Source organism: Thiomonas sp. FB-Cd, from assembly GCF_000733775.1.
Lineage (GTDB): Bacteria > Pseudomonadota > Gammaproteobacteria > Burkholderiales > Burkholderiaceae_C > Thiomonas_A.
The window spans coordinates 459,176-482,785 of the sequence record NZ_JPOE01000002.1 but is presented as its reverse complement, the minus strand read 5'-3'; the positions used below and the strand labels follow the sequence as shown (position 1 = coordinate 482,785).

Annotated in this window: 21 protein-coding genes and 2 tRNA genes; 6 read left to right on the top strand and 17 right to left on the bottom strand. The window is 59.5% G+C overall.

Annotated elements, in window-relative coordinates; translation table 11 throughout:
* Nucleotides 1-19 precede the first annotated feature (19 nt).
* From CD04_RS0102350 to ipdC, 3 genes are all read left to right on the top strand, one after another.
* Nucleotides 20-1,000 carry a U32 family peptidase gene (locus tag CD04_RS0102350; RefSeq protein WP_231480431.1) on the top strand — a complete coding sequence of 327 codons (981 nt, stop codon included), beginning with the start codon at nucleotides 20-22 and terminating at the stop codon, nucleotides 998-1,000.
* A 24-nt stretch (nucleotides 1,001-1,024) separates the two neighbouring features.
* Nucleotides 1,025-1,522, top strand: a complete 498-nt coding sequence (locus CD04_RS0102345) for an SCP2 domain-containing protein (protein ID WP_081857756.1) — start codon at nucleotides 1,025-1,027, stop codon at nucleotides 1,520-1,522.
* A gap of 125 nt (nucleotides 1,523-1,647) precedes the next feature.
* Nucleotides 1,648-3,291 (top strand): indolepyruvate/phenylpyruvate decarboxylase, encoded by a 1,644-nt coding sequence (gene ipdC / locus CD04_RS0102340; protein WP_031404208.1) that lies wholly within the window; start codon nucleotides 1,648-1,650, stop codon nucleotides 3,289-3,291.
* A 489-nt stretch (nucleotides 3,292-3,780) separates the two neighbouring features.
* On the opposite strand, the gene coxB is transcribed toward ipdC, so the two are convergent.
* The 4 genes from coxB to CD04_RS0102315 form a co-directional block, all read right to left on the bottom strand.
* Nucleotides 3,781-4,629, bottom strand: a complete 849-nt coding sequence (gene coxB / locus CD04_RS0102335) for a cytochrome c oxidase subunit II (RefSeq protein WP_038167428.1) — start codon at nucleotides 4,627-4,629, stop codon at nucleotides 3,781-3,783.
* Between the two features lie 351 nt (nucleotides 4,630-4,980).
* Nucleotides 4,981-5,361 (bottom strand): helix-turn-helix domain-containing protein, encoded by a 381-nt coding sequence (locus CD04_RS25135; RefSeq protein WP_031404206.1) that lies wholly within the window; start codon nucleotides 5,359-5,361, stop codon nucleotides 4,981-4,983.
* A gap of 393 nt (nucleotides 5,362-5,754) precedes the next feature.
* Nucleotides 5,755-7,386, bottom strand: coding sequence for a cytochrome c oxidase subunit I (gene ctaD, locus CD04_RS0102320; protein ID WP_031404205.1), 1,632 nt, complete (start codon nucleotides 7,384-7,386; stop codon nucleotides 5,755-5,757).
* Nucleotides 7,387-7,695: 309 nt separating this feature from the next.
* On the bottom strand, nucleotides 7,696-7,917 hold the full coding sequence (locus CD04_RS0102315) for a hypothetical protein (RefSeq protein WP_156030038.1): 222 nt from the start codon (nucleotides 7,915-7,917) through the stop codon (nucleotides 7,696-7,698).
* Nucleotides 7,918-8,152: 235 nt separating this feature from the next.
* On the opposite strand from CD04_RS0102315, the gene CD04_RS0102310 reads away from it, so the two are divergent.
* A complete protein-coding gene (locus CD04_RS0102310) occupies nucleotides 8,153-8,794 on the top strand; it encodes a helix-turn-helix domain-containing protein (protein ID WP_231480430.1) in 642 nt (213 codons plus the stop codon).
* A 377-nt stretch (nucleotides 8,795-9,171) separates the two neighbouring features.
* On the opposite strand, the gene CD04_RS0102305 is transcribed toward CD04_RS0102310, so the two are convergent.
* From CD04_RS0102305 to CD04_RS0102250, 12 genes are all read right to left on the bottom strand, one after another.
* Nucleotides 9,172-9,248, bottom strand: a tRNA-Pro gene (locus CD04_RS0102305).
* A gap of 26 nt (nucleotides 9,249-9,274) precedes the next feature.
* Complete coding sequence (locus tag CD04_RS0102300) at nucleotides 9,275-9,736, bottom strand: MerR family transcriptional regulator (protein WP_031404202.1); 462 nt, start codon at nucleotides 9,734-9,736, stop codon at nucleotides 9,275-9,277.
* Nucleotides 9,737-9,817: 81 nt separating this feature from the next.
* On the bottom strand, nucleotides 9,818-10,159 hold the full coding sequence (locus CD04_RS0102295; protein WP_031404201.1) for an integration host factor subunit alpha: 342 nt from the start codon (nucleotides 10,157-10,159) through the stop codon (nucleotides 9,818-9,820).
* 52 nt (nucleotides 10,160-10,211) lie between these two features.
* Complete coding sequence (gene pheT / locus CD04_RS0102290) at nucleotides 10,212-12,647, bottom strand: phenylalanine--tRNA ligase subunit beta (protein WP_031404200.1); 2,436 nt, start codon at nucleotides 12,645-12,647, stop codon at nucleotides 10,212-10,214.
* Nucleotides 12,648-12,706: 59 nt separating this feature from the next.
* A complete protein-coding gene (gene pheS / locus CD04_RS0102285) occupies nucleotides 12,707-13,753 on the bottom strand; it encodes a phenylalanine--tRNA ligase subunit alpha (protein WP_031404199.1) in 1,047 nt (348 codons plus the stop codon).
* Between the two features lie 115 nt (nucleotides 13,754-13,868).
* Nucleotides 13,869-14,225: a 50S ribosomal protein L20 gene (rplT, locus tag CD04_RS0102280; protein ID WP_031404198.1), complete on the bottom strand. Its 357-nt coding sequence runs from the start codon at nucleotides 14,223-14,225 to the stop codon at nucleotides 13,869-13,871.
* A gap of 42 nt (nucleotides 14,226-14,267) precedes the next feature.
* Nucleotides 14,268-14,465: a 50S ribosomal protein L35 gene (gene rpmI, locus CD04_RS0102275; RefSeq protein ID WP_031404197.1), complete on the bottom strand. Its 198-nt coding sequence runs from the start codon at nucleotides 14,463-14,465 to the stop codon at nucleotides 14,268-14,270.
* 162 nt (nucleotides 14,466-14,627) lie between these two features.
* Nucleotides 14,628-15,173 carry a translation initiation factor IF-3 gene (infC, locus tag CD04_RS0102270; RefSeq protein ID WP_081857754.1) on the bottom strand — a complete coding sequence of 182 codons (546 nt, stop codon included), beginning with the start codon at nucleotides 15,171-15,173 and terminating at the stop codon, nucleotides 14,628-14,630.
* A 40-nt stretch (nucleotides 15,174-15,213) separates the two neighbouring features.
* Nucleotides 15,214-17,121 (bottom strand): threonine--tRNA ligase, encoded by a 1,908-nt coding sequence (gene thrS, locus CD04_RS0102265; RefSeq protein WP_031404195.1) that lies wholly within the window; start codon nucleotides 17,119-17,121, stop codon nucleotides 15,214-15,216.
* A 160-nt stretch (nucleotides 17,122-17,281) separates the two neighbouring features.
* Nucleotides 17,282-17,358 (bottom strand) — tRNA-Val (locus CD04_RS0102260).
* A gap of 41 nt (nucleotides 17,359-17,399) precedes the next feature.
* Entirely contained in the window at nucleotides 17,400-19,580 is a 2,181-nt protein-coding gene (locus CD04_RS0102255; RefSeq protein ID WP_031404194.1) for a bifunctional (p)ppGpp synthetase/guanosine-3',5'-bis(diphosphate) 3'-pyrophosphohydrolase, read from the bottom strand.
* Nucleotides 19,577-20,464, bottom strand: coding sequence for an alpha/beta fold hydrolase (locus CD04_RS0102250; RefSeq protein WP_031404193.1), 888 nt, complete (start codon nucleotides 20,462-20,464; stop codon nucleotides 19,577-19,579). The genes CD04_RS0102255 and CD04_RS0102250 overlap by 4 nt, the downstream gene beginning before the upstream one ends.
* A gap of 120 nt (nucleotides 20,465-20,584) precedes the next feature.
* Here CD04_RS0102250 and CD04_RS0102245 point away from each other — a divergent pair, with 120 nt between their 5' ends.
* Both CD04_RS0102245 and CD04_RS0102240 read left to right on the top strand, forming a co-directional pair.
* Nucleotides 20,585-21,415, top strand: a complete 831-nt coding sequence (locus tag CD04_RS0102245; RefSeq protein WP_031404192.1) for a thymidylate synthase — start codon at nucleotides 20,585-20,587, stop codon at nucleotides 21,413-21,415.
* A 58-nt stretch (nucleotides 21,416-21,473) separates the two neighbouring features.
* Nucleotides 21,474-21,953, top strand: a complete 480-nt coding sequence (locus CD04_RS0102240; protein ID WP_369792764.1) for a dihydrofolate reductase — start codon at nucleotides 21,474-21,476, stop codon at nucleotides 21,951-21,953.
* 259 nt (nucleotides 21,954-22,212) lie between these two features.
* On the opposite strand, the gene pmbA is transcribed toward CD04_RS0102240, so the two are convergent.
* Entirely contained in the window at nucleotides 22,213-23,559 is a 1,347-nt protein-coding gene (gene pmbA / locus CD04_RS0102235) for a metalloprotease PmbA (protein ID WP_031404190.1), read from the bottom strand.
* Between the last annotated feature and the right edge of the window lie 51 nt (nucleotides 23,560-23,610).

The window sequence follows — 23,610 nt, the reverse complement described above, 5'->3', positions numbered from 1 at the left end:
GCTCATGAGAATTCACACCATGCCCGAGTCCATGAATCACGCCAGAATCGCAATCACCGTCGGGCCACTTCAATATTGGTGGCCCCGGTCCACATTGCTCGACTTCTATGAGCACATCGCCGACAGTCCTGCCGACACCGTCGTGTTGGGGGAGATCGTCTGCTCGCGGCGCAACGAAATGAAGCATTCGGACTGGCTTGCGCTGGGGCGCGATCTGACCCGCGCTGGCAAAGAGGTTGTTCTGGCCTCTCAGGCCTTGATCATGAGTGAAGGCGAGTTGCGATCAGTGCGCGTTATTGCGGAGCAGGAGGAATTTGCCGTGGAGGCTGGTGACGCCTCCGCGCTTGAGGCGATTGCCCAAGTGCGACAGGGGCAAGGGAAAAGCCTGCCTTTCGTGCTTGGACCCCACATCAATGTTTACAACCGCGAAGCACTCACGGAACACGCAGAAATGGGTGCGTGCCGTTGGGTCGCTCCTCCCGAACTGCCTTTGAGCTCCATTGCCAAAGTAAATCCCGTTGATGATCGGGTACGTGGAGTTGCAGGCGAAGTCGCCACGGAAGTGTGGGCCTTCGGCCGGATACCGTTGTCTTTTTCGGCGCGATGCTTCACCGCACGACACCATCGTTTGACGAAGGATGCGTGTGAATTCCGCTGCCGCAATGACGCGGATGGGTTGCTCTTGAACAGCAGCGAAGGTGAGCCCTTTCTTAGCTTGAATGGCACTCAGATCCAGTCCGCAGGGATGCAGGCCCTTATTGGCGAGGCGAACAGTCTGCGCCAAGCTGGCGTTTCGCGCGTCCGCCTTTCACCATGCAGCGAACGCTTCACGGATGTGCTTTCGTGTTTCGATACTGTTTACAACCACGGGGGATCAGCCATTGACGCGCTGGCCAGCCTGCGCACTCTTCCCTTGCCAGGGACATTGGTTAATGGCTATATCTACCGCCATCCGGGGATGCATTTTGTGGAACCTGGCGGCGAAGTCTATGATGCCTAAAGAACCCCTTGATGGAACCGCAACATGACATTGCCGCTTGATCGCGAACGTGGACCCACCGGCACACACGACTTCATCTTTGGATCTTGGCTCAATGGCCTGGGTGCAACTGCAGTGCGCATGGCTGGCGCCGTCCCCGAACCGGTGCGCAATATCATCCGCGCATTACCGACGCAGCCCCCCTCGTTTGCGCTGGCTCGTGTGCTTGATCGCGTCTTACTGCCACACTTGGATGCCGAGATCCGCTTGGCGCTGTCCGGGCGAGCGGTACATGTGGAGCTCCAGGATCTCGGCTTGCGTCTGCGTTTGCAACTTAATGCGCGAGGCTTCGGTTTGGCTCCATCGCAATCGACCCCAGCTGTGACCATTCACAGCACAAGCGTAGCCCTTTGGCGCCTCGCCAGAGGAGTCGATGACGCCGATCGCTTGTTCTTTGAGCGAGCATTGGTGATGGAGGGCGACACTGAATTCGGTTTGCTGCTGAAAAACACACTGGATGCCATTGGCCCACTGTGGGGGTAAAGGGGGAACCCCGAGCGCCTTAAGTCGACCCCGTTCGGCCTGCAACCATCTCGAGATGGCGCATGGAGTCCCCCATGTCTTATGGTGCAAAACATCAGTGACCTGATCTTCGAGGAGTGCAGGAAATGCCATCTACATTGACGGAACGGTTGCTTCAAGCCCTCAGGCAACGGGGAGCTACGGAGATATTCGGAATTCCAGGCGACTTTGCCCTGCCACTGTTTCGCGAATTCGAGCGCAGCGCTGTGCTGCCGCTCTACACCTTCTCCCACGAACCCGGCGTTGGCTTCGCCGCGGATGCTTCGGCGCGCGTGCGCGGTGGCCTTGGGGTGGCGGCCGTCACCTATGGCGCCGGAGCTCTGAACATGATCAATGCGGTGGCAGGCGCCTACGCTGAGCGAGTTCCCGTCGTCGTAATTTCTGGGGCACCAGCGACGCATGAGGCTGCCAGCGGCTTTCTCCTGCACCACCAAGTCAAAACTCTCGACTCCCAATGGAAGATCTATCAGGAGATCACCGCGGACCGCGTACGACTGGATGACCCGTCGGCCGCGCCTGAATTGATCGCCCGAGTTTTGGACACGGCGCTACGCGCCTCGCGCCCCGTCTACATCGAAATCCCGCGAGATATGCCTTCGCGGACCTGCGATGAAGTTCCCACGCTGCCTTTGCCAAAACCTGATCAAGAGGCGTTGGACACCTGCGCTGCTGAACTCCTGGCCCGCCTTAAGGACGCGCAGCATCCGGTCTTGATGGTCGGCGTGGAGGTGCGAAGGTACGCACTGGAATCCCGCGTGGCTGAGCTTGCGCGCAGGCTTGGCATTCCTGTGGTGACTAGTTTCATGGGACGCGGGCTACTGGCAGAATCCGCGGCCGATCTGCGAGGCACTTACCTTGGTCTCGCGGGAGATCCGTCGATCACTGCGCTGGTCGAAAGCTCTGACGCGCTTCTGCTGCTCGGGGTCATCGTGTCCGACACCAACTTTGCCGTGTCGGCCCAACGCATTGATCTTCGCCATGCCATCCAGGCGCTTGAGGGGCGTGTCGTGATGGGCCACCATGTTTATCCGGACCTACCACTCACGGCGCTTATTGACGCAATGCTGGAACGGACTCCGATCGATGCCCATGTGGTTGCGACACCGCGAGCGGACACTTTGCCTGCTGGTGCCTGGGTCGCGGATGACTCGCCAGTCGCGCCCATTGACATCGCCGCGGCCGTCAACGCTCTGATCCGCCAACACGGGTCGATGCCGCTGGCCAGCGATGTCGGGGACTGTTTATTCACGGCCATGGACATAGGCCCCGCCGAGATGATTGCGCCCGGTTACTACGCAACAATGGGCTATGGCGTACCAGCCGGCCTTGGCTTGCAAGCGGCAACTGGGCAACGACCCATTATTCTGGTGGGTGACGGCGCCTTTCAAATGACCGGGTGGGAATTGGGAAACGCCTCTCACTACGGTTGGGATCCGATCGTGCTCGTGTTCAATAACGCCGCTTGGGAGATGTTGCACGTGTTTGAGCCTTCGGCGCGATTCAATACGCTGCCAGCCTGGGACTTTGCGTCCATGGCGGCGGGTATGGGAGGCGATGGCGTCGTGGTTCGCACCCGCGCGGAACTCAAAAGCGCGCTGAAGCATGCGCACGCCACACGCGGGCGGTTTCAGTTGCTGGACATAAGGCTAGCTCCGGGAGTACTGTCACCAACCCTGGAGCGCTTCGTACACGCCGTGCGGCGGCTATCCACCGGCACCCCCGAGGAATGAGCCAAATTTGACTCGGTCGCAGCGCGCCATATGCCAAAGGACCGTCACCCAATCCAGCGAATCAGCATTGGCCATCGCCTAGCCCTTCGCCTGCAGCCACCGCTTGTGCGGCAAGGACGGCGAGTCCTGCAGCGCGTAGGTGTGGCATAGCGCCAAGCTACCCCTGAGCTGCTTCGGTGAGCTCCGCTGCTGCCGGCATGGCTACACCAATGACTTCACCGACGCTCCGGGTATCTCCCGCCCGTAGCATCTAGGTTAAATAGGCAGTCCACAAAATCCCGCGCAAGCGCCAAAAGGATGGCTGTGGCATCCACGCCATCCTTCACCGCCCTTCAAGGACGGAGCTTATGGAGTACTTGATCAAGTGCAGCGGACAGCCCTGGAGTATGCGGGCGGGTAATCATGGGAAGCCCGCGACCTCACGCTTGAGTTCGGCATCTTCAAAGCTCGAAGCCCGCCAAGCGACCTATGCAAGCGCAGTCTTGACGATCAGCTCGTCGCTCCGGAAGGGGCCAGGGCGCCGCCATCCTTCTTCAGCGTGGCCTGCTCGGTTTTGACCCAATTGTCGTAATCGGGCTGCGACATGACCTTGACCACAATGGGCATGAAGGCGTGACCCTTGCCGCAAACCTGCGCGCACTGGCCGTAATAGGTACCCACCTGATCAGCCTTGAACCAGGTTTCACGGATGAACCCCGGGATGGCATCCATCTGCACCCCGAACGACGGCACGTACCAACCGTGCAAAACGTCCATCGACGTGGTCAGAATCCGGATCTTCTTGTCCACCGGCACCACCAGCGGATGATCAACCTGCAGCAAATAATTGTCCGGCTTGGGCGCGCTGCCGTAAATCTCCGACATCGGCGTGGTCAACGTCGAGTAAAAGGCAATGCCCTTGCCCGGACCGTCCACGTAGTCGTATCCCCACTTCCACTGATAACCCGTGACCTTCACCGTCATGTACGAGTCCGACACGTTCTGCTGCGCCACCACCGTCTTCGTCGCCGGAATCACCATGGCAATCACAATGAGCAGCGGCACCACCGTCCACACAATCTCCACCGTTGTGCTCTCGTGAAACTGCGACGCCACCGCCCCCTTGGACTTGCGGTGCTTGAACACCGAATAAAACATCACCCCAAACACCAAAATGCCGATCCCCAGACAAATCAGCATCACCATGTAGTTCAGATCGCGCTGGTCGCGCGCAATGCTCGTCACCGGATGCTGAAAATCAATGCCGTTGACCTGCGGCCCCCCCGGCAGACTCTGGTCGGCAAACGCCGTGCAAACAAACAAGGCCGAGGCCGCCGTCACATAGTGCTTCAGTTTCATCGCGAATGTCACCTTATTGAAAATGATTCTTGCCGCTCGCCTCACGCCGCCAGCAATGCCCGCCGCAAATCCCGCGCCAGCTTCTCGCGCCGCTCCCCACGGGTGTAGCGTCCGACAAACGCCCGCTTGCCCCCGCCTGAAATCTCGAGTCCCCAGGTTCACATGTACACGACAGACCGCGCCCCTTCCAAAAAAGCCCAAGGCCTTGCGGCTGACTAATCGCGTCCAAGACCAAGCAGGCGGTGCGCAAGTCCAGTTTCGATTGCGGCGTTGCGCCCGTCATCTGTCCCCCAAAAAGCGCAATCCGGGCGCTATCAAATGACCGGTCGAAAATTCCGGAGCCTTCTCTCCCTACGGCTCCCTAAGCGCCGCAATGGCATCCGGTTCGAGGACCTCGATGCGATGAATCGGCCCGCGTATCCACCCCTCTTTCCTAAACTGCGATAAGACACGGCTGAGCGTCTCCGTGCGCAAACGCAAGTAACTGGCGATATCCGACCGGGGCACATTTGGCAGGCTTCGGGGTATGCAGACGCCGCGCGCCCCAGCCGCTTGGAGAACTTGCATCATGTACTCCGCCACGCGAGCCTGCGCCGCAGCTTGGATGACGCGCGTATGCCTGTACGTCGATCCAATCCGACTGGCAAGCGCGGCATTGAATCGTTCGCATAATTCCTTCGAAGGGCGGCTCTTTCCCTTGATAGCGCATCCGATGCTGCAGACACATGTCATGGCGACCGACGCCCTGAAATGCTTCTCGAGAGTCTGCGCATCAACTTGCGCTTCGAGTCCGAACAATTGTCCGGGCAAGCTGAATTCAATGACCGTTTCAGCCGCACGACCAACTGCATTCCAGACCGCTTTGACTGCCCCAGATCTGACGACGTATAAATGTGCTGGGTGAACGGGGATCACGGCGTCGGCACGATATTCGTCGATCTGAATCCTCGCCTGCGGATTATTGCGTGCGTCCCCCAAGAGTCCCAAGAGTCCACACGTCGCCCGATTGGAGCAGGCATGGCACGGTGCGGTCATGGGGAAAAGCCTTGAGTGGAGATATGTGCAGCCACCCAGCGACAAGCGTCCGCCTCGCATGGGACGGCGATCGTCGTCGGGGCTAGCAAGTTATTCGCCTGCAAGAACTCTCGTTGCTGTTTGGTCCAGCTTTGGAGGGGTCGAATAGGTGTGGAACGGCGCAGGTGAAGGCACTTCCCACTCCAGGCCGTGTGCCCCCTCCCAAGGTCGCTGCGGGGCTTTCTCACCATGCCGACGCACCACGGGCAGCACCACGGCGAAGAGAAAGTACACCTGAGCCAACCCGAAGATCAGGGAGCCGATCGACGACAGTTGATTGAAATCCGTGAACTGCAAGGGATAGTCCGCGTAGCGCCGCACCATGCCGCCCAGGCCCAGGAAAAACTGCGGGAAGAACGTCAGGTTGAAGCCAATCATCGACAGCCAGAAGTGGACCTGCCCAGCGCGCTCGTTGTATCGCGTGCCTGTCCATTTCGGTGACCAGTAATAAAAGGCCATAAAAATCGCAAAAAGTGCACCAGCCACCATCGTGTAGTGAAAATGTGAAACCACGTAGTAGGTGTTATGCACCTGGACGTCGATCGGCGCCAGCGCCAATACCAAGCCCGTGAAGCCTCCGATCAAGAAGACGATGATGAAGCCAATGGCAAACAACATCGGGGTCTCAAAACTCAGCGACCCACGCCACATCGTCGCGACCCAGTTAAAAATCTTCACTCCTGTTGGCACTGCAATGAGCATGGTGGCGTACATGAAGAACAACTGGCCGAACGTTGGCATGCCCGCCGTGAACATGTGGTGCGCCCAGACGATGAACGACAAAATAGCGATGGATGCCGTTGCATAGACCATCGAACTGTAGCCAAACAGGGGCTTGCGCGAAAAGGTGGGCACCACGGTGCTCATGATGCCAAATGACGGCAGGATCAGCACATACACCTCAGGGTGCCCCATGAACCAGAACAGGTGCTGATAAAGAACCGGGTCACCGCCGCCGGCCGCATTGAAGAAGCTTGTGCCAAAGTGGCGGTCCGTCAATGTCATGGTCACCGCGCCCGCCAGCACAGGCATGATTGCGATCAGCAAATAAGCCGTAATCAGCCAAGTCCAGGCAAACATCGGCATCTTCATCAAGCTCATGCCGGGTGCGCGCATGTTCAAGATCGTGACGATGATATTGATCGACCCCATGATTGACGAGGCACCAAGGATGTGCACGGCGAAGATCACCAGATCCATGCCCATGCCTTGCTGAACCGTAAGCGGCGCATACAGGGTCCAACCCACGTCAGGGGCGCCGCCTGGTACGAAAAAGGCCGCCACCCCGAGGAGTGCAGCAGGGATGAGCAGCCAGAAACTGAGATTATTCATGCGCGGAAAGGCCATGTCCGGCGCCCCGATCTGCAGCGGGATCATCCAGTTGGCAAGCCCGGTGAGCGCGGGCATCACAGCCATGAAAATCATGATCAGGCCGTGCATCGTGGAAAATGACAGATACAACTGGGGATTGAGAAACTGGATACCCGGCTCAAACAACTCCGCACGAATACCGAGTGCCAACACCCCGCCAACAAACAACATCGCCAGCGCGTACACAAGATACATCGTGCCAATGTCCTTGTGATTGGTAGAAAAAAGCCAACGCTGCCACCCGCGGGGATGGTCATGGGCATGATCGGCAGCAGGGGTCCCTGCACGCGCAGGATCGAGCACGGCGCTCATGGGGTATTCCTCTCAGGTTGCTGTTAGAAATGATTCCGCACCGCATCACCAGACGCCACTGCGCAAGGCGAACCGACCGAACATGGCCCGGTCACCAACTGGTTCCCGTCACTGGGTGAACTGCAGATTCTCGCTTTGTAGCGAACGCCGTCCCGCACGGTCTTCGGGGTAAGTCCTTGGCCGAGTGATCCAGATCAATTCGACGCGAAATATCGGACCGTCTTCCGAACCCGCAGTCACTGTCGGCAAGAGCGCCCCTACAAGCGGTTCTGGTTCTCAAACAGCAATGTCGGAAGCCCGATCGCGTGCTCAGCCAATGTCATGCTCAGAGCCTGCGCGACGCGGATCGAATCCATGCTCCGCCAACGATCGACGGATGACCTCGGACGCTTGCTCCATCAATGCGGCTTCGCGACGATCCACGGCCACTCGCCCGAAATCCTCCAAGCTTGCGCTGGTCAAAAATTGGGCGAGCGCTTGGGCTTGCAGCGCATTCAGTGTGACAACCAGGTCGATCGAGTCAGCGGGCATCGGCGTCTCATCCTCCTTGTCTGAGGCGGCCTCAGGCATAGGCACGAAAATATCCAGTGGGCAATACATGCAAACTATGCGATATTGCGGCTTACGCATCCTTCAGCCGCATATGGACACTAGGCACGTACAGACCGTCCCCCAAACAGGCGCCTCTGCCTGTGACTCAGGCGTTCAGAATCCGCTCTGTCTCCCGCTCTTGCTATCGCAAGACGCGTGCGAACGCATACAGGACATGGTGCAGTCTACGATTCGGATACAAAAAGGCAATCCGCTATTCGAGGCGGGGCAACTGGCGAACAAGCTTTACCTCGTGCGTATGGGATCCTTCAAATCCATCCTGGGCAGCCCCGATGGTCGACAGCAGATCATCGGTTTCCATCTCCCGGGCGAAATATTGGGATTGGAGAGCTTTGCCACAAGGACCTACTCAACTGATGCAGTTGCTCTTGAAGACTGCGAGTCCAGCCCGATTGACATGAGCGCTCTGGAGGCCTGCGCCCGCGAACTGCCCGGTTTGCAGCATCAGATTCATTGCCTCATTGGCAATTGCCTGGAAGCCGCGCAACGGACTCAGTTTGCCCTCGGCAGCATGCACGCCGCCGAGCGTCTGGCGTATTTTCTTTTGGATTTATCGGACCGCTTCAAGGCGCGAGGCCTATCGGGCGACGCACTCAACCTCAGCATGAGCCGGGAAGAGTTGGGCAGTTTCCTGGGATTGAAGCTGGAAACAATAAGCAGGTTGATGACGCACTTCGATGAAATGGGACTGCTGCAGGTGCATCTGCGCCAAGTGCGGATCATCGACCGTGTCCGGCTGTCCCAATTGCTCGATCATGCGGCTGACGCGACGTCACTCGGCCCTGTGCATAGGTAAATCGGCGCCGTAGAGCTGGGGCGCAGCCAGCCGCCATGGGATGGCCAGCACAAATCTCGCAGATCGGTCCACACGGGTGCGCGTCCTGGCGGCAACGTGCTGTTTGCGCCTGCGTGAGTTGGGGCGACGGCGGTTCGACCAGGGTGACGGTGCAGTACCCGGCCGGTGCCGGCCACGCCAGAAATCGGGATCGATTGCACACACACGACCAACGCGGGGTAAGGCGGCTGTCCATGCCTGGACGCCCGGGACCATTGGGACGCGGGGCTCAGCCCGGTTCTGCGCGTTCTTGGCGGGAAATCGTGGAGATTTCATCGCGCCTCGCGATAAAGCCGAAGGGCCGCTTGTCGCGGCCCTTCGTTATTCCTCGATGGTATTGGTCGGGGCGAGAGGATTCGAACCTCCGACCCCCTGCACCCCATGCAGGTGCGCTACCAGGCTGCGCTACGCCCCGACGACCAAGCTGGAAACTATAGCAGATTATTCCAAGTCCAAGAGCTCACGCAGGGCTTTCAAATGACTCCGCAGGTCATCGCGCAGCGGTGCGGGCCACGTCAGCGGCTCGCCTCGAGGCCAAACTGATCTGCCTTTATCGACTGCGTCTTTCCATTCACTGCCATGCGACAGGTCCGCACTTGAACTTGTAGCCGCCACCTCCGATGACTGCTGTTCGCTTTGCAGGTCACCCTGAGAAAGCCGTGCACGCGCGCCATGGATCGTGAACCCCTGTTCATACAGCAATTCCCGGATGCGGCGGATGAGCAGCACTTCGTGATGTTGGTAATAGCGACGATTGCCCCGCCGCTTCATGGGTCGCAACTGACTGAACTCCTGCTCCCAATAGCGCAGCACGTGCGATTTGACGCCACAAAGATCGCTCACCTCACCGATTGTGAAATAGCGTTTGGACGGTATTGGTGGCAAGTCCGAAGCGGCGGTCATGGCTGCAGTCGAGGCTGGGGGCGAAGGGTGTGAGGAGCGTTGATGAGACTATAAGGCGGCGCTGGGTTAATCTCTTCAGACTCAACGCTTCCCCACAGGATCAACCTCCACCTGCACCTGCAGCTGTTCCTTCAATTTTTGGCTCGGATGAAAGGTCACAACGCGTCTCGCCTGGATGGGGATGATCTCTCCAGTTCGGGGATTACGCCCAGGGCGTTGGGCCTTGTTGCGCAGATGAAAATTCCCAAAGTTCGAAAGCTTGACATCGTGCCCTGATGCCAACGTGTCCCGGATCAGGTCAAAAAAGGCATCCACCATATCCTTCGACTCGCGCTTGTTCAATCCAATCCGCTCATAGAGCAACTCTGACAATTCCGCTTTCGTCAAGCTAGGCGTCTGCAAGCTTGTGACAATCTTTTCCATGGTCCCCTCTCCCCGTAATGATCCCTGATGCAGGCGTTTGCGTAGCCGTCAGCTAGGCGGCGCGAAGCCGAGCGCCTAGCGCCTCCTGCAGAGCCTCAACCACCCCAGCGCAGGCGGCTTCCGCCCGCGCGTCGGTCAGCGTTTCTTCGCCCTGCAGAGTCAGACGCAGAGCAACGCTCTTGCTTCGCACGCCGTCTTGCTGCTGCGGCTGGAAAACATCGAAGATCACGGTCTTGGCGACGATGGCGCAACGCGTGTCGCTCACCGTTGCACGCTCCACCGCTTCCAGTATGCGAGACGCAGCCGTATTGGCATCCACGACGAAGGCGAGATCACGCAACACCGCGGGAGTACGTGGTACTGGTTGCAGAACAGGCATGGCCTGGCCCTGCACAGCCACGGCATCAAGCTCGAAAACGACCGGGGCATGCGCAAGCGCATATTTTTGCAGCCACCGCGGATGCAACTCGCCCACCACGCCAATGGCTTGGCCGTCGACCAACACCGCAGCACTGCGGCCAGGGTGAAGGGCAGGATGGTTAACGGGCTCAAACGCGAGCAGGCCGACTCCGGCGCATAACTGCTCAACATCGCCCTTCACGTCAAAAAAATCCACCAAGCGTTCAGGCGTAGCCCAACCTGTGGGCTCAACCGGGCCATATGCCAGCCCCCCCACCCGCATGGGCTGATTCACACCTCCGGGCCGGCTGTCGTCCGCTGGCTCCGTGCTGCGCATAAAGACGCGCCCGATCTCAAACAATCGTACGCGGCGCGCCTTGTGACTCACGTTGAGCCGCAAGGCTTGCAGCAACCCGCCGAGCAAAGTGCTGCGCATGACATTGGCATGTGCGGCAATTGGGTTGAGCAGTGCGATCGGCTGAAGGTTACCGGCCAGGTCGGCCTCCCACTCAAGCTCAGCGAAACTGAAGTTGATAGTTTCCTGATACGCGCGCGCGGCCAGCGCTCGACGCAGTGCGTGCAGACTCCTCGTCGCCTCCGGTGCCGGCAACATGCGCGCTGCCATCTTTGGTGAGGTCACAGGAATCTGCGCATAGCCGTGGATACGCGCCACCTCCTCAATCAGATCTTCCTCGATTTCAAGGTCGAAGCGATAGCTCGGGGGCGTCACGACAAATGCATCGCCCGCTGCAGCACACTCCTTCTGAAATGGGAGGCCTAACCGGGTGAAGATTTCACCCATGCGTGATTCCCCAATCGGCATGCCAATCACCTTCTCGCAGCGAGCCACGCGCATGCGTATCGGCTCGCGTTTGGGAAGGTTCAGCACTTGATCATCCATGGGACCTGCGCGTCCCCCGCAGATGTTCAGGATTAGCTGCGTGATGCGCTCGGCATGATCCACCGTGGTGGCGTAATCCACGCCGCGTTCAAAGCGGGCAGCCGCATCCGTGGAGAAGTTGTAGCGCCGCGCCCGACCACGAATCGCGTCAGGCCACCAGAAAGCTGCCTCCACGTATACATCGCGCGTGTCGAGCGTGACGGCAGTCGCATCCCCCCCCATGATGCCCGCAAGGGACTCGATGCCGCGGCCTGCAGCGATCACGCCAACCTGATCGTCCACCGTGATCTCCTGACCGTTGAGCAGCTTCAGCGTCTCGCCCGCCCTGCCCCACCTCACTTCCAGAGCACCATCAATCTTGTTCAAATCGAACACGTGTGACGGTCGGCCGAGTTCGAGCATCACGTAATTTGAGATATCAACCAGTGCCGAGATGCTGCGCTGCCCCGCGCGCTCAAGACGCTGGCGCATCCAAGCCGGTGTGAGTGCGCGAGCATTGACCCCACGGATGATGCGTCCAGAAAACCGCCCGCAGAGATCCGTCGCATCAATACGCACTGGCAGCGTTTCAGCGAGGGTCGGCTCAACGGGCATGATCTCGGACCGATTGAGCGGCGCCCCAGTGATGGCAGCGAGTTCCCGTGCAACGCCGAACACGCTTAGGCAATGGCCCAGATTGGGTGTGAGTTTGATGCTGTAGATGCATTCATCCAGTTCCAGCGCCTCACGCAGATTCTGGCCGGGCGCGAGTTCAGGCGGCAAAGCCAACAAGCCTGAATGATCAGTAGACATTCCCAGTTCCCGGCCCGAGCACAGCATGCCCTCCGATGCGATGCCCCGCATGGTGGCCGGCCCGATGCGCAGCGGTGCATCGCCGTCCTTGGTTGGCGGCAATAACGCTCCAATCGTCGCGCAAGGCACCTTCATGCCCGTTGCAACGTTCGGCGCACCGCATACGATTTGAAGTGTGTTGGGGCCTCCCGCATTGACCTGACAAACGCGCAGTCGGTCTGCATTCGGATGGGGTTCAACAGTCATCACTTCGCCGACGACTACGCCGCTGAATGCCGGCGCAGCCACCTGCATCTCTTCGACTTCAAGGCCGGCCATCGTCAGGCGGTCGGCAATCTGCTCACTGGTTAGAGCAGGGTTGCAAAATTGGCGAAGCCAGGAGTCGGGCACTTGCATGGGTGGGAAAATGCTGTGAGCGAAGAATAGGCAGGAGGCGAGACGCTCGCGCGCCCCACTCAGTCTGAATTGAACTGCTCGAGAAACCGCAGGTCACCAACGTAGAACTGGCGCAGATCGCCCACGCCATACCGCAGCATGGTGAGCCGTTCGATGCCAGAACCAAACGCGAATCCGATATGGCGCTCCGGATCAAGTCCGAAATTACGCACCACGTTGGGATGCACCTGGCCCGCGCCCGAGATCTCCAGCCATCGACCCTGGAGCGGGCCGCTGTCGAACATCATGTCGATCTCTGCCGACGGTTCGGTAAACGGAAAATAGGACGGGCGGAAGCGCAACGTGATGTCATCGCGCTCGAAGAACGTATGCAGGAACTCGGTATAGGTACCCTTGAGATCGGCGAGCGACACGTTCTCACCAATCCACAGACCCTCAAACTGGTGAAACATCGGGGAATGCGTCGCGTCGCTGTCCACGCGGTAGGTTCGCCCAGGCGCGATAACCTTGATGTCGGGCATGTCCGCGCCAGCGTAGCGTTTGACGTGCGCGCGCGCGTAGCGAACCTGCATCGGTGAAGTATGCGTGCGCAACAGCAGCGGCTGCCCGCGAGCGTCCTGCACGTCGACATAGAACGTATCTTGCATCGAACGCGCCGGATGATTCTGCGGTGAGTTCAATGCCGTGAAATTGGTCCAATCATCTTCAATCTCCGGGCCGTCCGCCACGTCGAATCCGATGGAGCGAAAGATCGACTCGATACGCATCCATGAGCGCACCACAGGGTGTAGTCCACCCCCTTGCTGGCCGCGGCCGGGCAGCGTGACATCGATCGCCTGCGCGGCGAGCCTGGCATGAAGCTCGGCTTCCGCCATCGAGTCACGCCGGCGCTGCAGCGCTTGCTCGATCCCCTGCTTTGCCAAGTTGATGGCCGCGCCACGCTCGCGCTTAGCCTCGGGCGGCAACTGCGCCAGCTCTTTCATCAACCCGGTGATGACGCCCGATTTACCCAGGTAGCGGGCCTTGGCGTTTTCGAGTTCGGCTGGCTGTGAAATCGCCGAGAACTCTGACTCGGCTTGATGCACCAGATCCTGCAATTGCGTCATGGCTGAAAAACCCGTCGAGATGCAAAGGCTGCAGCGAGAAAAAAGGCCCGGTACGACCAGGCCTGCACAGCTTGAACAGGCGCACGCCCGAGAGCGCGCGCCGCAAATTGGCGACTCAAGCCAAATTCGCCTTGACTTGCTCGACAATCTTGCCAAAGGCAGCCGCGTCGTTCACGGCCATCTCAGCCAGGACTTTGCGGTCGATTTCGATGGCGGCCTTTTTCATGCCGTTCATGAACACGCTATAGCTCATGCCGAACTCACGCACGGCGGCGTTGATGCGCGTAATCCACAGAGCGCGGAACTCACGCTTTTTTGCACGGCGGTCACGGTAAGCGTATTGACCGGCCTTCATCACCGCCTGCTTGGCAATGCGGAAGACATTTTTGCGGCGGCCGCGGAAACCTTTGGCCTGATCCAGAACTTTCTTGTGGCGGGCGCGAGCCGTTACACCACGTTTGACGCGAGGCATTTCATCACTCCTTCATCAGTAAAAGAGGCCTGAGCACGAGGCTTAGGCAAACGGCATCATCTGGGCAATATGGCCCATGTTCGTGGCGTGCACCTCGGTGGAGCCACGCAGATGGCGCTTGTTCTTGGTCGTCTTCTTGGTGAGGATGTGACGCTTAAAGGCCTGGCCACGTTTGACCGAGCCGCCGGGGCGAACACGAAAGCGCTTGGCAGCGCTTTTCTTGGTTTTCATCTTGGGCATTGAAAGCTCCATTTGAAGTTGACATGCTCGCAGGCGCCCGCGCAATGCGGGACTTGGGCCTGCGCCCACTTGTTATCAGCCGACTTCGCCTTGTGCGAACCCGGCTGTGAACCGTGTACAGGACAAAAACCTGCACATCGGATTGTTGGCAGCCGACGGCCGCTATTTTTTCTTGCGGGGCGTCAGCACCATAATCATCTGGCGCCCTTCAAGACGAGGCATCTGCTCCACTTGGCCATGTGGTTCGAGATCGTCCCGAACACGCTCCAGCAGACGCATGCCGATATCTTGGTGAGTGATTTCACGTCCGCGAAAGCGCAAGGACACCTTGGCTTTATCCCCCTCATCCAGGAAACGCTTCAAGTTCCGGATTTTGATCATGTAGTCGCCCTCGTCCGTTGCAGGGCGGAACTTCACTTCCTTGATCTGGATTTGCTTTTGCTTGAGCTTCGCCTCATGCGACTTCTTTTGTTCCTGGTACTTGAACTTGCCGTAGTCCATCAGGCGGCAAACCGGCGGAGTTGCGGTAGGCGCGATTTCGACAAGATCAACGCCCTGCTCTTCGGCCAAACGCAAGGCCTCAGTGATGGACACGATGCCGAGAGCCTCGTTGTCCTCGCCACTTAGGCGAACTTCAGGAACGGTAATTTCACGATTGAGGCGGTGAGCCCTTTTTTCCGGGGCGTTGCGGCTCTGTACAGTAGCGATGGTTCAACCTTTCAATAAAGTGGACGATACTGTGCTGCGGCTATTGCAAATCAGCAACTTCCTTAAGCGCTCTTTGGCAGAACTCGGAAAGGGGCAGCACACCCAGGTCTTTGTTGCCACGTGCCCGCACAGCAACCGCCTGCGATTCACGCTCCTTTCCGCCGACCACGAGCAGATAGGGAATTTTTTGCAACGAATGCTCGCGGATTTTATAGGTGATTTTCTCGTTACGCAAATCACAGTCAACTCTAAGGCCTTGTTTTTTCAGCTCTTGTGTCACTTCTGCCGCATAAGCGGCAGATTCTTCCGTAATGCTCAAAACGACGGCCTGCAAGGGCGCTAGCCATATCGGCAACGCTCCCGCATGGTGCTCGATGAGCACACCGATGAAGCGCTCCATCGACCCAACGATGGCGCGGTGCAACATCACGGGGCGGCGCCGCGACGAGCGTTCGTCGACGTATGACGCATCCAGACGTTCGGGCATCATAAAATCGACTTGCATCGTCCCCACCTGCCAGGCTCGGCCGATGGAGTCCTTCATGTGATATTCAATCTTGGGTCCGTAGAACGCGCCTTCGCCCGGCAACTCGGTCCACGCCACACCGCACGCATTGAGTGCGGCCCGCAGGGCGCCTTCCGCCTTATCCCATACGTCCTCATCGCCAATGCGCTTGTCGGGGCGCAGCGCAATCTTCAAATCAATATCGGTAAACCCAAAATCGGCATAAACCTGCATGGCCTGCCGGTGAAAAGCCGTGACCTCGGATTCGATCTGATCTTCGGTGCAAAAGATGTGCCCATCATCCTGCGTGAACCCGCGCACGCGCAGCAACCCGTGCAGGGCGCCTGATGGCTCGTTGCGATGGCACGCACCGAATTCCCCGTAACGAATCGGCAGGTCACGATAACTTCGAAGCCCTGCGTTGAAAATCTGCACGTGGCCCGGACAATTCATCGGCTTGAGCGCGTACTGACGCTTCTCCGACTCGGTGAAAAACATGTTCTCTGCGTAATTGTCCCAGTGACCAGATCGCTTCCACAGGCTGACGTCAAGCACCTGCGGCGCGCGCACTTCCTGATAGCCACTCTGGCGGTACACGCTCCGCATGTATTGCTCGACCGCTTGCCACAATGCCCAGCCTTTGGGATGCCAAAAGGCCAGGCCCGGAGCTTCCTCCTGGAAATGAAACAGGTCCAGCTCTTTGCCAAGGCGGCGATGGTCGCGTTGTTCGGCTTCCTCCAGGCGTTGAAGGTAGGCAGCCTGGTCTTCCTTGCGCGCCCAAGCTGTGCCATAGATGCGCTGAAGTTGCGCATTTCGATGGTCACCCCTCCAATATGCGCCGGCTACCTTCGTGAGCTTGAACACCTTGAGCTTGCCCGTCGATGGCACGTGGGGACCACGGCACAGATCGGTAAAGCCACCCTCGGCATAGATGGATACATCCTCGCCAGCAGGGATGTCGGCGATGATCTCCGCCTTGTAATGCTCACCCAGGCTCTTGAAATACGCCACCGCCTCGTTGCGAGGAAGCACTCGGCGCACCACGGGTTCATCGCGTGATGCAAGCTCCACCATCTTGGACTCGATGGCCGGGAGATCCTCGGGCGTGAAGGGTCGCTTGTAGGCAAAGTCGTAATAAAAGCCGTTGTCGATCACCGGGCCGATGGTGACCTGCGCTTCAGGGAACAGCTCTTTGACTGCGTACGCCAGCAAATGTGCCGTGGAGTGGCGAATGATTTCCAACCCCTCCGGGTCCTTGTCCGTGACAATCGCGATATGCGCATCACGGTCCAGCGTCGTGCCAAGGTCCACCAGACGGCCGTCGACCTTGCCCGCGATGGCCGCCTTGGCAAGGCCGGGACCGATGGACGCAGCTATTTCGGACAGACTGACAGCGCCATCGAACTGGCGCCGCGATCCGTCGGGAAGCGTAATTTGAAACATGGATGATCACCCGGAAAGACAGAGTTGCGGTCAAGCCGCACTTTCAGACGCTTTCGCCTCTATGGGGAAAGCGCACGAGCCAGACCCCGGCAATTCAAGCCTAGGAGCAAGTTCGCGGTGTCATAACCATGGTGTCGCAAATTCGTGCGGGAGAGAGTTCTGGTAGGCGGTATTGGAATCGAACCAACGACCTCTTGCATGTCAAGCAAGCGCTCTAACCATCTGAGCTAACCGCCTGTGAACTCATAATCATACCAGAGCTTGCACAACGACCCAATCTAACGACGCGCTGCGCTGCGCACGCCTTTGACCTCGCGCAGCATTTGCAACGCGTGCGGCAGCTTTTCCAAACCGGCAAACTCCACGGTGAACAGCATGTGCGCCGCATCTCCGCGGCTTTGCGTTTGCACTCCAATGACATTGACCTTCTCTTTCGAGAACACCTCGGAGATGTCACGCAACAAACCTTGCCGATCCGAAGCCTCGACGATGAGATCAACCGGATAGATCGCATCGCCACGCGCGCCCCAGGTCACTGGAATCACGCGTTCAGGATGCTGGCGTGCGAGATTGCGAGCGTTCGGACAGTCGGCGCGATGCACGGAGACCCCGCGTCCGCGCGTGACAAAGCCGCTGATGGCATCGGGCGGCGCGGGTCTGCAGCACTTGGCCAACTGCGTCAGGAGCGCATCCACCCCCACAACGAGCACACCTGCCTGCTGGTGCGTCTTGGCCGACTTGAGAGAAAGTTCCGGACTGGCCTGCTGGGCCGCCCCGCCCCCAGCGCCGCGCAAGTGGAGCTCAATTTGTCGCAAAGGCAGGGCATCGCTGCCAACCCGCTCGAACAACTGCTCAGGGCTGCGGAAGCCCAGTCCGGCGGCCAACTCCTGCAGGCTCATGCCGGTCCTGCCCTCGCGCTGCAAGATCTTTTCAACCAGAACACGCCCATTGGCCAGCGTCTGCTCCAGCGCCTGAGCGTTAAACCAAGCACGCACTTTTGCACGGGCCCGCGGTGAATGCAGAAAACCAAGTTCAGGGTTGAGCCAGTCGCGTGATGGACCGCCCTGTTTAGCCGCGACAATTTCTACCGTCTGTCCACTGCGCAAAGGCGTGTTAAGCGGCACGAGCGCGCCGTTCACGTGCGCGCCACGGCATCGGTGACCGAGGTCGGTATGCACGGCGTAGGCGAAATCCACAGGAGTCGAACCGCTGTCGAGCTCGACAATGCGCGCCTGGGGCGTGAGCACGTAGATGCGGTCATCAAATGGACTTGTCTCACCCGCCGTGCCAGGACGCGCATGGGTGCCCTGCTCCACAATCTCACGACGCAAGGCAAGCAATTGACGCGCAAGTGCAATTTTCGCGTCATAGTCGGATGTCGCAGCCACGCCCTTGTAGCCCTGCGCCCCCGCTTCTTTGTAGGCCCAATGCGCGGCAACACCCTGTTCGGCATGATCGTGCATCGCCTGGGTGCGAATTTGGATCTCGATCGGCACATCCTCAGGCCCGCGCACCACCGTATGCAGCGACTGGTAGCCGTTCGGCTTCGGCTTGGCGATGTAGTCGTCGTACTCTGCATCGAGTGGAGTCCAAATCGCATGCACGGCACTGAGAGCCGCGTAACAGGCATCCACGCTCGGTACGATGATGCGAAGAGCAAGCAAGTCCATTACCTGGTCGAGCCTAAGCCCCTTGCCCTGCATCTTGCGCCAAATGCTGTAGGCATGCTTGCTGCGACCACTGATGCGCGCCTCGATGCCCTGCGCCACAAGGGTTTGCTGGATCTTCGCTGTTGCCTCGGAGATGAGGGCCTCGCGTTGCGCGGCGTGCTCTTCCAACCAGCGTGCAATCTGCCCATATGCCTTCGGCTGGGCAAAACGGAATGCAAGATCCTCGATTTCCCATTTGATCTGCCACAGACCAAGACGATTAGCCAGCGGCGCATACACCTGAAGCGATTCCTCCGTAAATTCCGGCGACGGCTGCCCTGCCTCAGCCAAGTAGTAGCGCAGAGACTGCAAGCGCGAGGCCAACCGCAACAGAACGACGCGCAGGTCCTGCGAGAACGCGAGCAGCAATCGCCGCATCAACTCCTGATGATGCGCCGATTCATGCCCCGAGTCCTGCCCCCTGACGTTGCGTGCAACGCGAAACACGTCAACCAATTTGCGATTTTCCATCGCCAGCAGCGCAAGATCCCGCCCGAAAACTTTAAGAATCTGCTCCTCGGGCTTCGCAAGCTGCGTTGCCGCTTGGCTCAAGTAGGCCGCTGCGCGGGTCTGCACGTCGGCGCCAATCGCCTCGAGAATGCTGGATGCGCCAGCCGCATGTTGCAGCGCAGGCTCGCCGGTCTCCATGACCGCGCCCTCAAGCAAGGCGGCTGCGTAGGCCTTTGCCTTGTCGAGAAGGGAGTCGCCTTGCTGCTCGGCGGTATCTGCCGGCGTGTGCGTTGCGCTCATGGCAAGTCCGTATGACGGAGCAGAAACCGCATGACCAACTGAATCTGGTCCTCATGCATGAGTGTCGGTGCATGACCGACCCCGGGCAGCGAAACATAATCGGCCTTTGGTCCCCGCTGTGTCATGGATTGGGCCGTGGATGCTGCCAAGATGTCCGACTCGGCGCCCCGAAGGACAAGCGTGAACGCAGTGATGCGGTCATAAAGCGCCCACAGCGCTTGCTCGCCTGCCTGTGCCGCTTCCGGTGTGACCTGCGCGAAGGCTACGTTGATGCGTGGGTCGTAATGCAAACGCCAACCGGCGCCGTCGGGCACCAGCATCGGCTTGGTGAGTTCCAACCATTCCTGCGGGGTATGCGGACCAAAACCGGCGGAGATCTGCTCAAGGTAGTCCGCCGCTTCCTGCACGTTCGAGAACGCCGTGCGCTGCCCAACGTAACCGGCAATGCGCTGCAGACCGTCGGCAGCGATCGACGGGCCGATGTCGTTCAGCACCAGCGCATGAATGGTGCTGCCCTGCAATCCCGCCAATCCCATGCCAATCAGCCCTCCCATGGAGGTTCCAACCCAAGCCAGTCGCCGTGGGTTGAGCCGCGCCAAGAGCGTCACCATGTCCGCCGTGTATTGGGGCAACTGATAGTGCATGGGGTTGGCTAGCCAGTCCGACCGCCCGCGGCCTGCAACATCCGGGCACACCACGCGGAAGCGACCTTGCAGGGCCCGTGCCAAACGATCGAAGTCCCGCCCTTGCCTCGACAGGCCATGAACACAGACGACAACGTCCGGGTTATCCGCATCGCCCCATTCCCAATAGGCCATGCGGTGCAACCCGCCAGGATGTATACATTGCACGAAATCGAGCCGCGCTTCAGAGGCGTCCGCCATTGCAGTTCTCGCGTGTGAGGGTGTGGACCCGGATCTTAGAGCGAGCCGTCCTGATTGGTCGCACACGGCCAAGATCAATACACTCTCAGTCAGATGCAAGACCCAGACGGTATCCTCACTATGTCTCCCAACATCCCCACCCCCTTTGAGGACCTGCTGCGCACAGTGCTAAGTCACGGCGTTGACAAAGAGGACCGTACCGGTACCGGTACGCGCAGCATTTTTGGCGCGCAGCTTCGCTTTGACCTCCGGCTTGGTTTTCCGCTCGTCACGACCAAGAAGGTGCACCTCAAGAGCATCATCGTTGAATTGCTCTGGTTTCTACGCGGCGACAGCAACGTACGCTACTTGCACGAGCATGGCGTGACGATCTGGGATGAATGGGCGCGGGCAGATGGGGAACTGGGCCCGGTGTACGGAGTGCAATGGCGCGCTTGGCCTACGCCCGACGGGCGCCACGTCGATCAAATCGCCCAGCTTATCCAGGGCCTCAAGCGCAACCCCGATTCGCGCCGCCATCTCGTGAGCGCTTGGAACGTAGGCCAACTCGGGGAGATGGCGCTTCCACCATGCCATCTCTTGTTCCAGTTCTATGTGGGGCCGCCAGAACGCCCCGGCGGAAGGCCGCTGCTAAGTTGCCAGCTCTATCAGCGCAGCGCGGACCTTTTCCTGGGTGTGCCGTTCAATATTGCAAGCTATGCGCTGCTTACGCACATGGTGGCCCAGCAATGCGACATGGAGGTGGCCGATTTCATCTGGACCGGTGGAGACTGCCACATTTATCACAATCATTTTGAACAGGTGCGGCTACAGCTCTCGCGCCCACCATACCCAGCGCCCAGCCTGCGGTTCAAGCGCCGTCCGCCCAGCATGTTCGACTATGCCCTGGACGACATTGAGGTGGTGGATTACCGGCACCACCCGGCAATCAAGGCCCCGGTCGCCGTTTGAAAGCAACGAGATGCCAACGAATTCCTCCACTATTCCGCCCCTAGCTGCGTTACCGCGCGTGGCCATCATTGCCGCAGTTGCCCGAAACGGGGTGATTGGTCATGGCAATGCCCTCATCTGGCACCTGCCTGCCGATCTCGCCCACTTCAAGCGTGTCACTTTAGGACATCCAATCCTGATGGGCCGTAAAACCTGGGAAGCCATCGGCAGGCCACTGCCGGGTCGGCGCAACGTGGTGATTAGCCGCGATCCCGCGTATGTTGCGCGAGGAGCCGAGGTCGCCGGGTCGTTACATGCTGCTTTGCAGCTCTGCACCGACGCTCCCGAGGTCTTCGTGGTGGGTGGCGGCGAGATCTACGCCGAAGCACTGCCGCTGGCACAACAGCTGTGGCTCACGGAAATCCACGCCGACGCGCAAGGCGATACACATTTTCCCCCTTGGGACCGTTCAGCGTTCGTTCAGGCGAGTCGCGATCCCCATGAAGCCACGGGCGACCTCCCTGCCTTTGACTTCGCGCTATACGAGCGCAAAGCCTGATGCCAAATTCGCACCGACGCAGCTGCCTCCTGGCGCGGCTTCCCTGCTAGTGTGAGTTACCTATTTGCGCACTTGGCGTGCGCGTAACCGCACGGAAGCAACACAACTGTTGCAGCGCGACGCGTTCTGAGTCCTTGATTCGGCTGCGCTCACACGGTTCGCGCATCACAGAAAGTCGCGTCCGTACGATCGGTTCGACAAACGCCTTCGCTCCTTGCGCCACTGTGCGGCTCGATGCTCTGCAGTTCGGCCGCTGGGTTCAACTGCCGGCCACCGTCATGCCATCGACAAGAATGGATCCAGTTCGACGGCTTCCGCTTTGATACACGTCACTGCCGACAGCTGCAATACCGAGGAACATGCTGCGAAGGTTGCCGGCGATGGTGATTTCCTGCACAGGATATTGAATGGCACCGCCATCCACCCAGAACCCCATGACGCCGCGCGAGTAATCACCAGTGACGTAGTTGATGCCATGACCCATGAGCTCGATCACGAACAAGCCACGATGCAGTTTGCGCAGCATGGCTGGCAGGTCATCGCCCGATTGCGTGAGCCCACTCGTCAGCGTCAGATTATGAGGGCCACCAGCGTTGCCGGTTGTGGGCATGCCGAGCTTGCGCCCGGAATAGCTGGACAAGAAGTAACCCTCCAGGCGACCTGCCTTCACCACACGCCGGGCGCGAGTACGGACGCCTTCATCATCGAAGGGTGCCGAGCCCATGCCATCGGGAATTTTCGGGTCTTCCACCAAGTCAAGGTGTGCAGCCATCACTGGCTTGCCTAGATGATCGACCAGAAAAGATGCCTTGCGGTACAGCGTTCCGCCGCTCGCCGCGTGCACAAGCGAGCCGATAAGCCCGGCGGCTAGAGGCGCCTCAAACAGCACTGGATATTGCCCCGTTGGTAACTTGCGCGCGCGCAGACGCGACAGCGCCCGCTCCGCAGCATATCGGCCCACGACCTCCGGGCGCGCCAGCTGAGCCGGATTGCGCTTGCTGCTGTACCAGTAGTCGCGTTGCATATCATTGCCGCGGCCAGCAATGGGCACGCACGACAGGCTGTGGCGACTGCTTGCATAGCCATTGGAAAACCCACGGGTGTTCGCCAGCACAAAGTGCATGTGTTGGGCCGAGACGCTCGCACCCTCGCTGTTATGGATGCGGCGGTCCGTGGCAAAGGCTGCATCTTCCGCGCGGCGCGCAAGTTCCGCCGCCGCTTGCACGTCCACGTTCCAATGGTGGTAGAGCAGAGGATCCCGCACCGACTTGGCCAACAGGCCCGGCTCCGGAAGGCCCGCGCATTCGTCCTCAGCCGTGTAACGGGCTATATCAAATGCAGCCAATGCAGTACGGCGGATGGCCTCCGGCGAAAAGTCCGAGGTATTGGCGTGACCCTTGCGCAGCCCTGCGTAGACCGTGATGTCCAACCCCTTGTCCGTATTGTGCTCGACCTGCTCGATTTCTCCGCGGCGCACGTTCACGCTCAGACCCTGGCCCTCCGAGATTTCTACGGCCGCATCGGTGGCACCCGCGTTTTGAGCCTCCTGAAGCGCCAGCGCGGCAAGATCTTGAAATTGAGATTTGGTGTATGCGAATTGGCCCACATTGAACCTTTGCTGGTCTTGGAAATGGAAAGCGAAGCTCCACGATGCTAC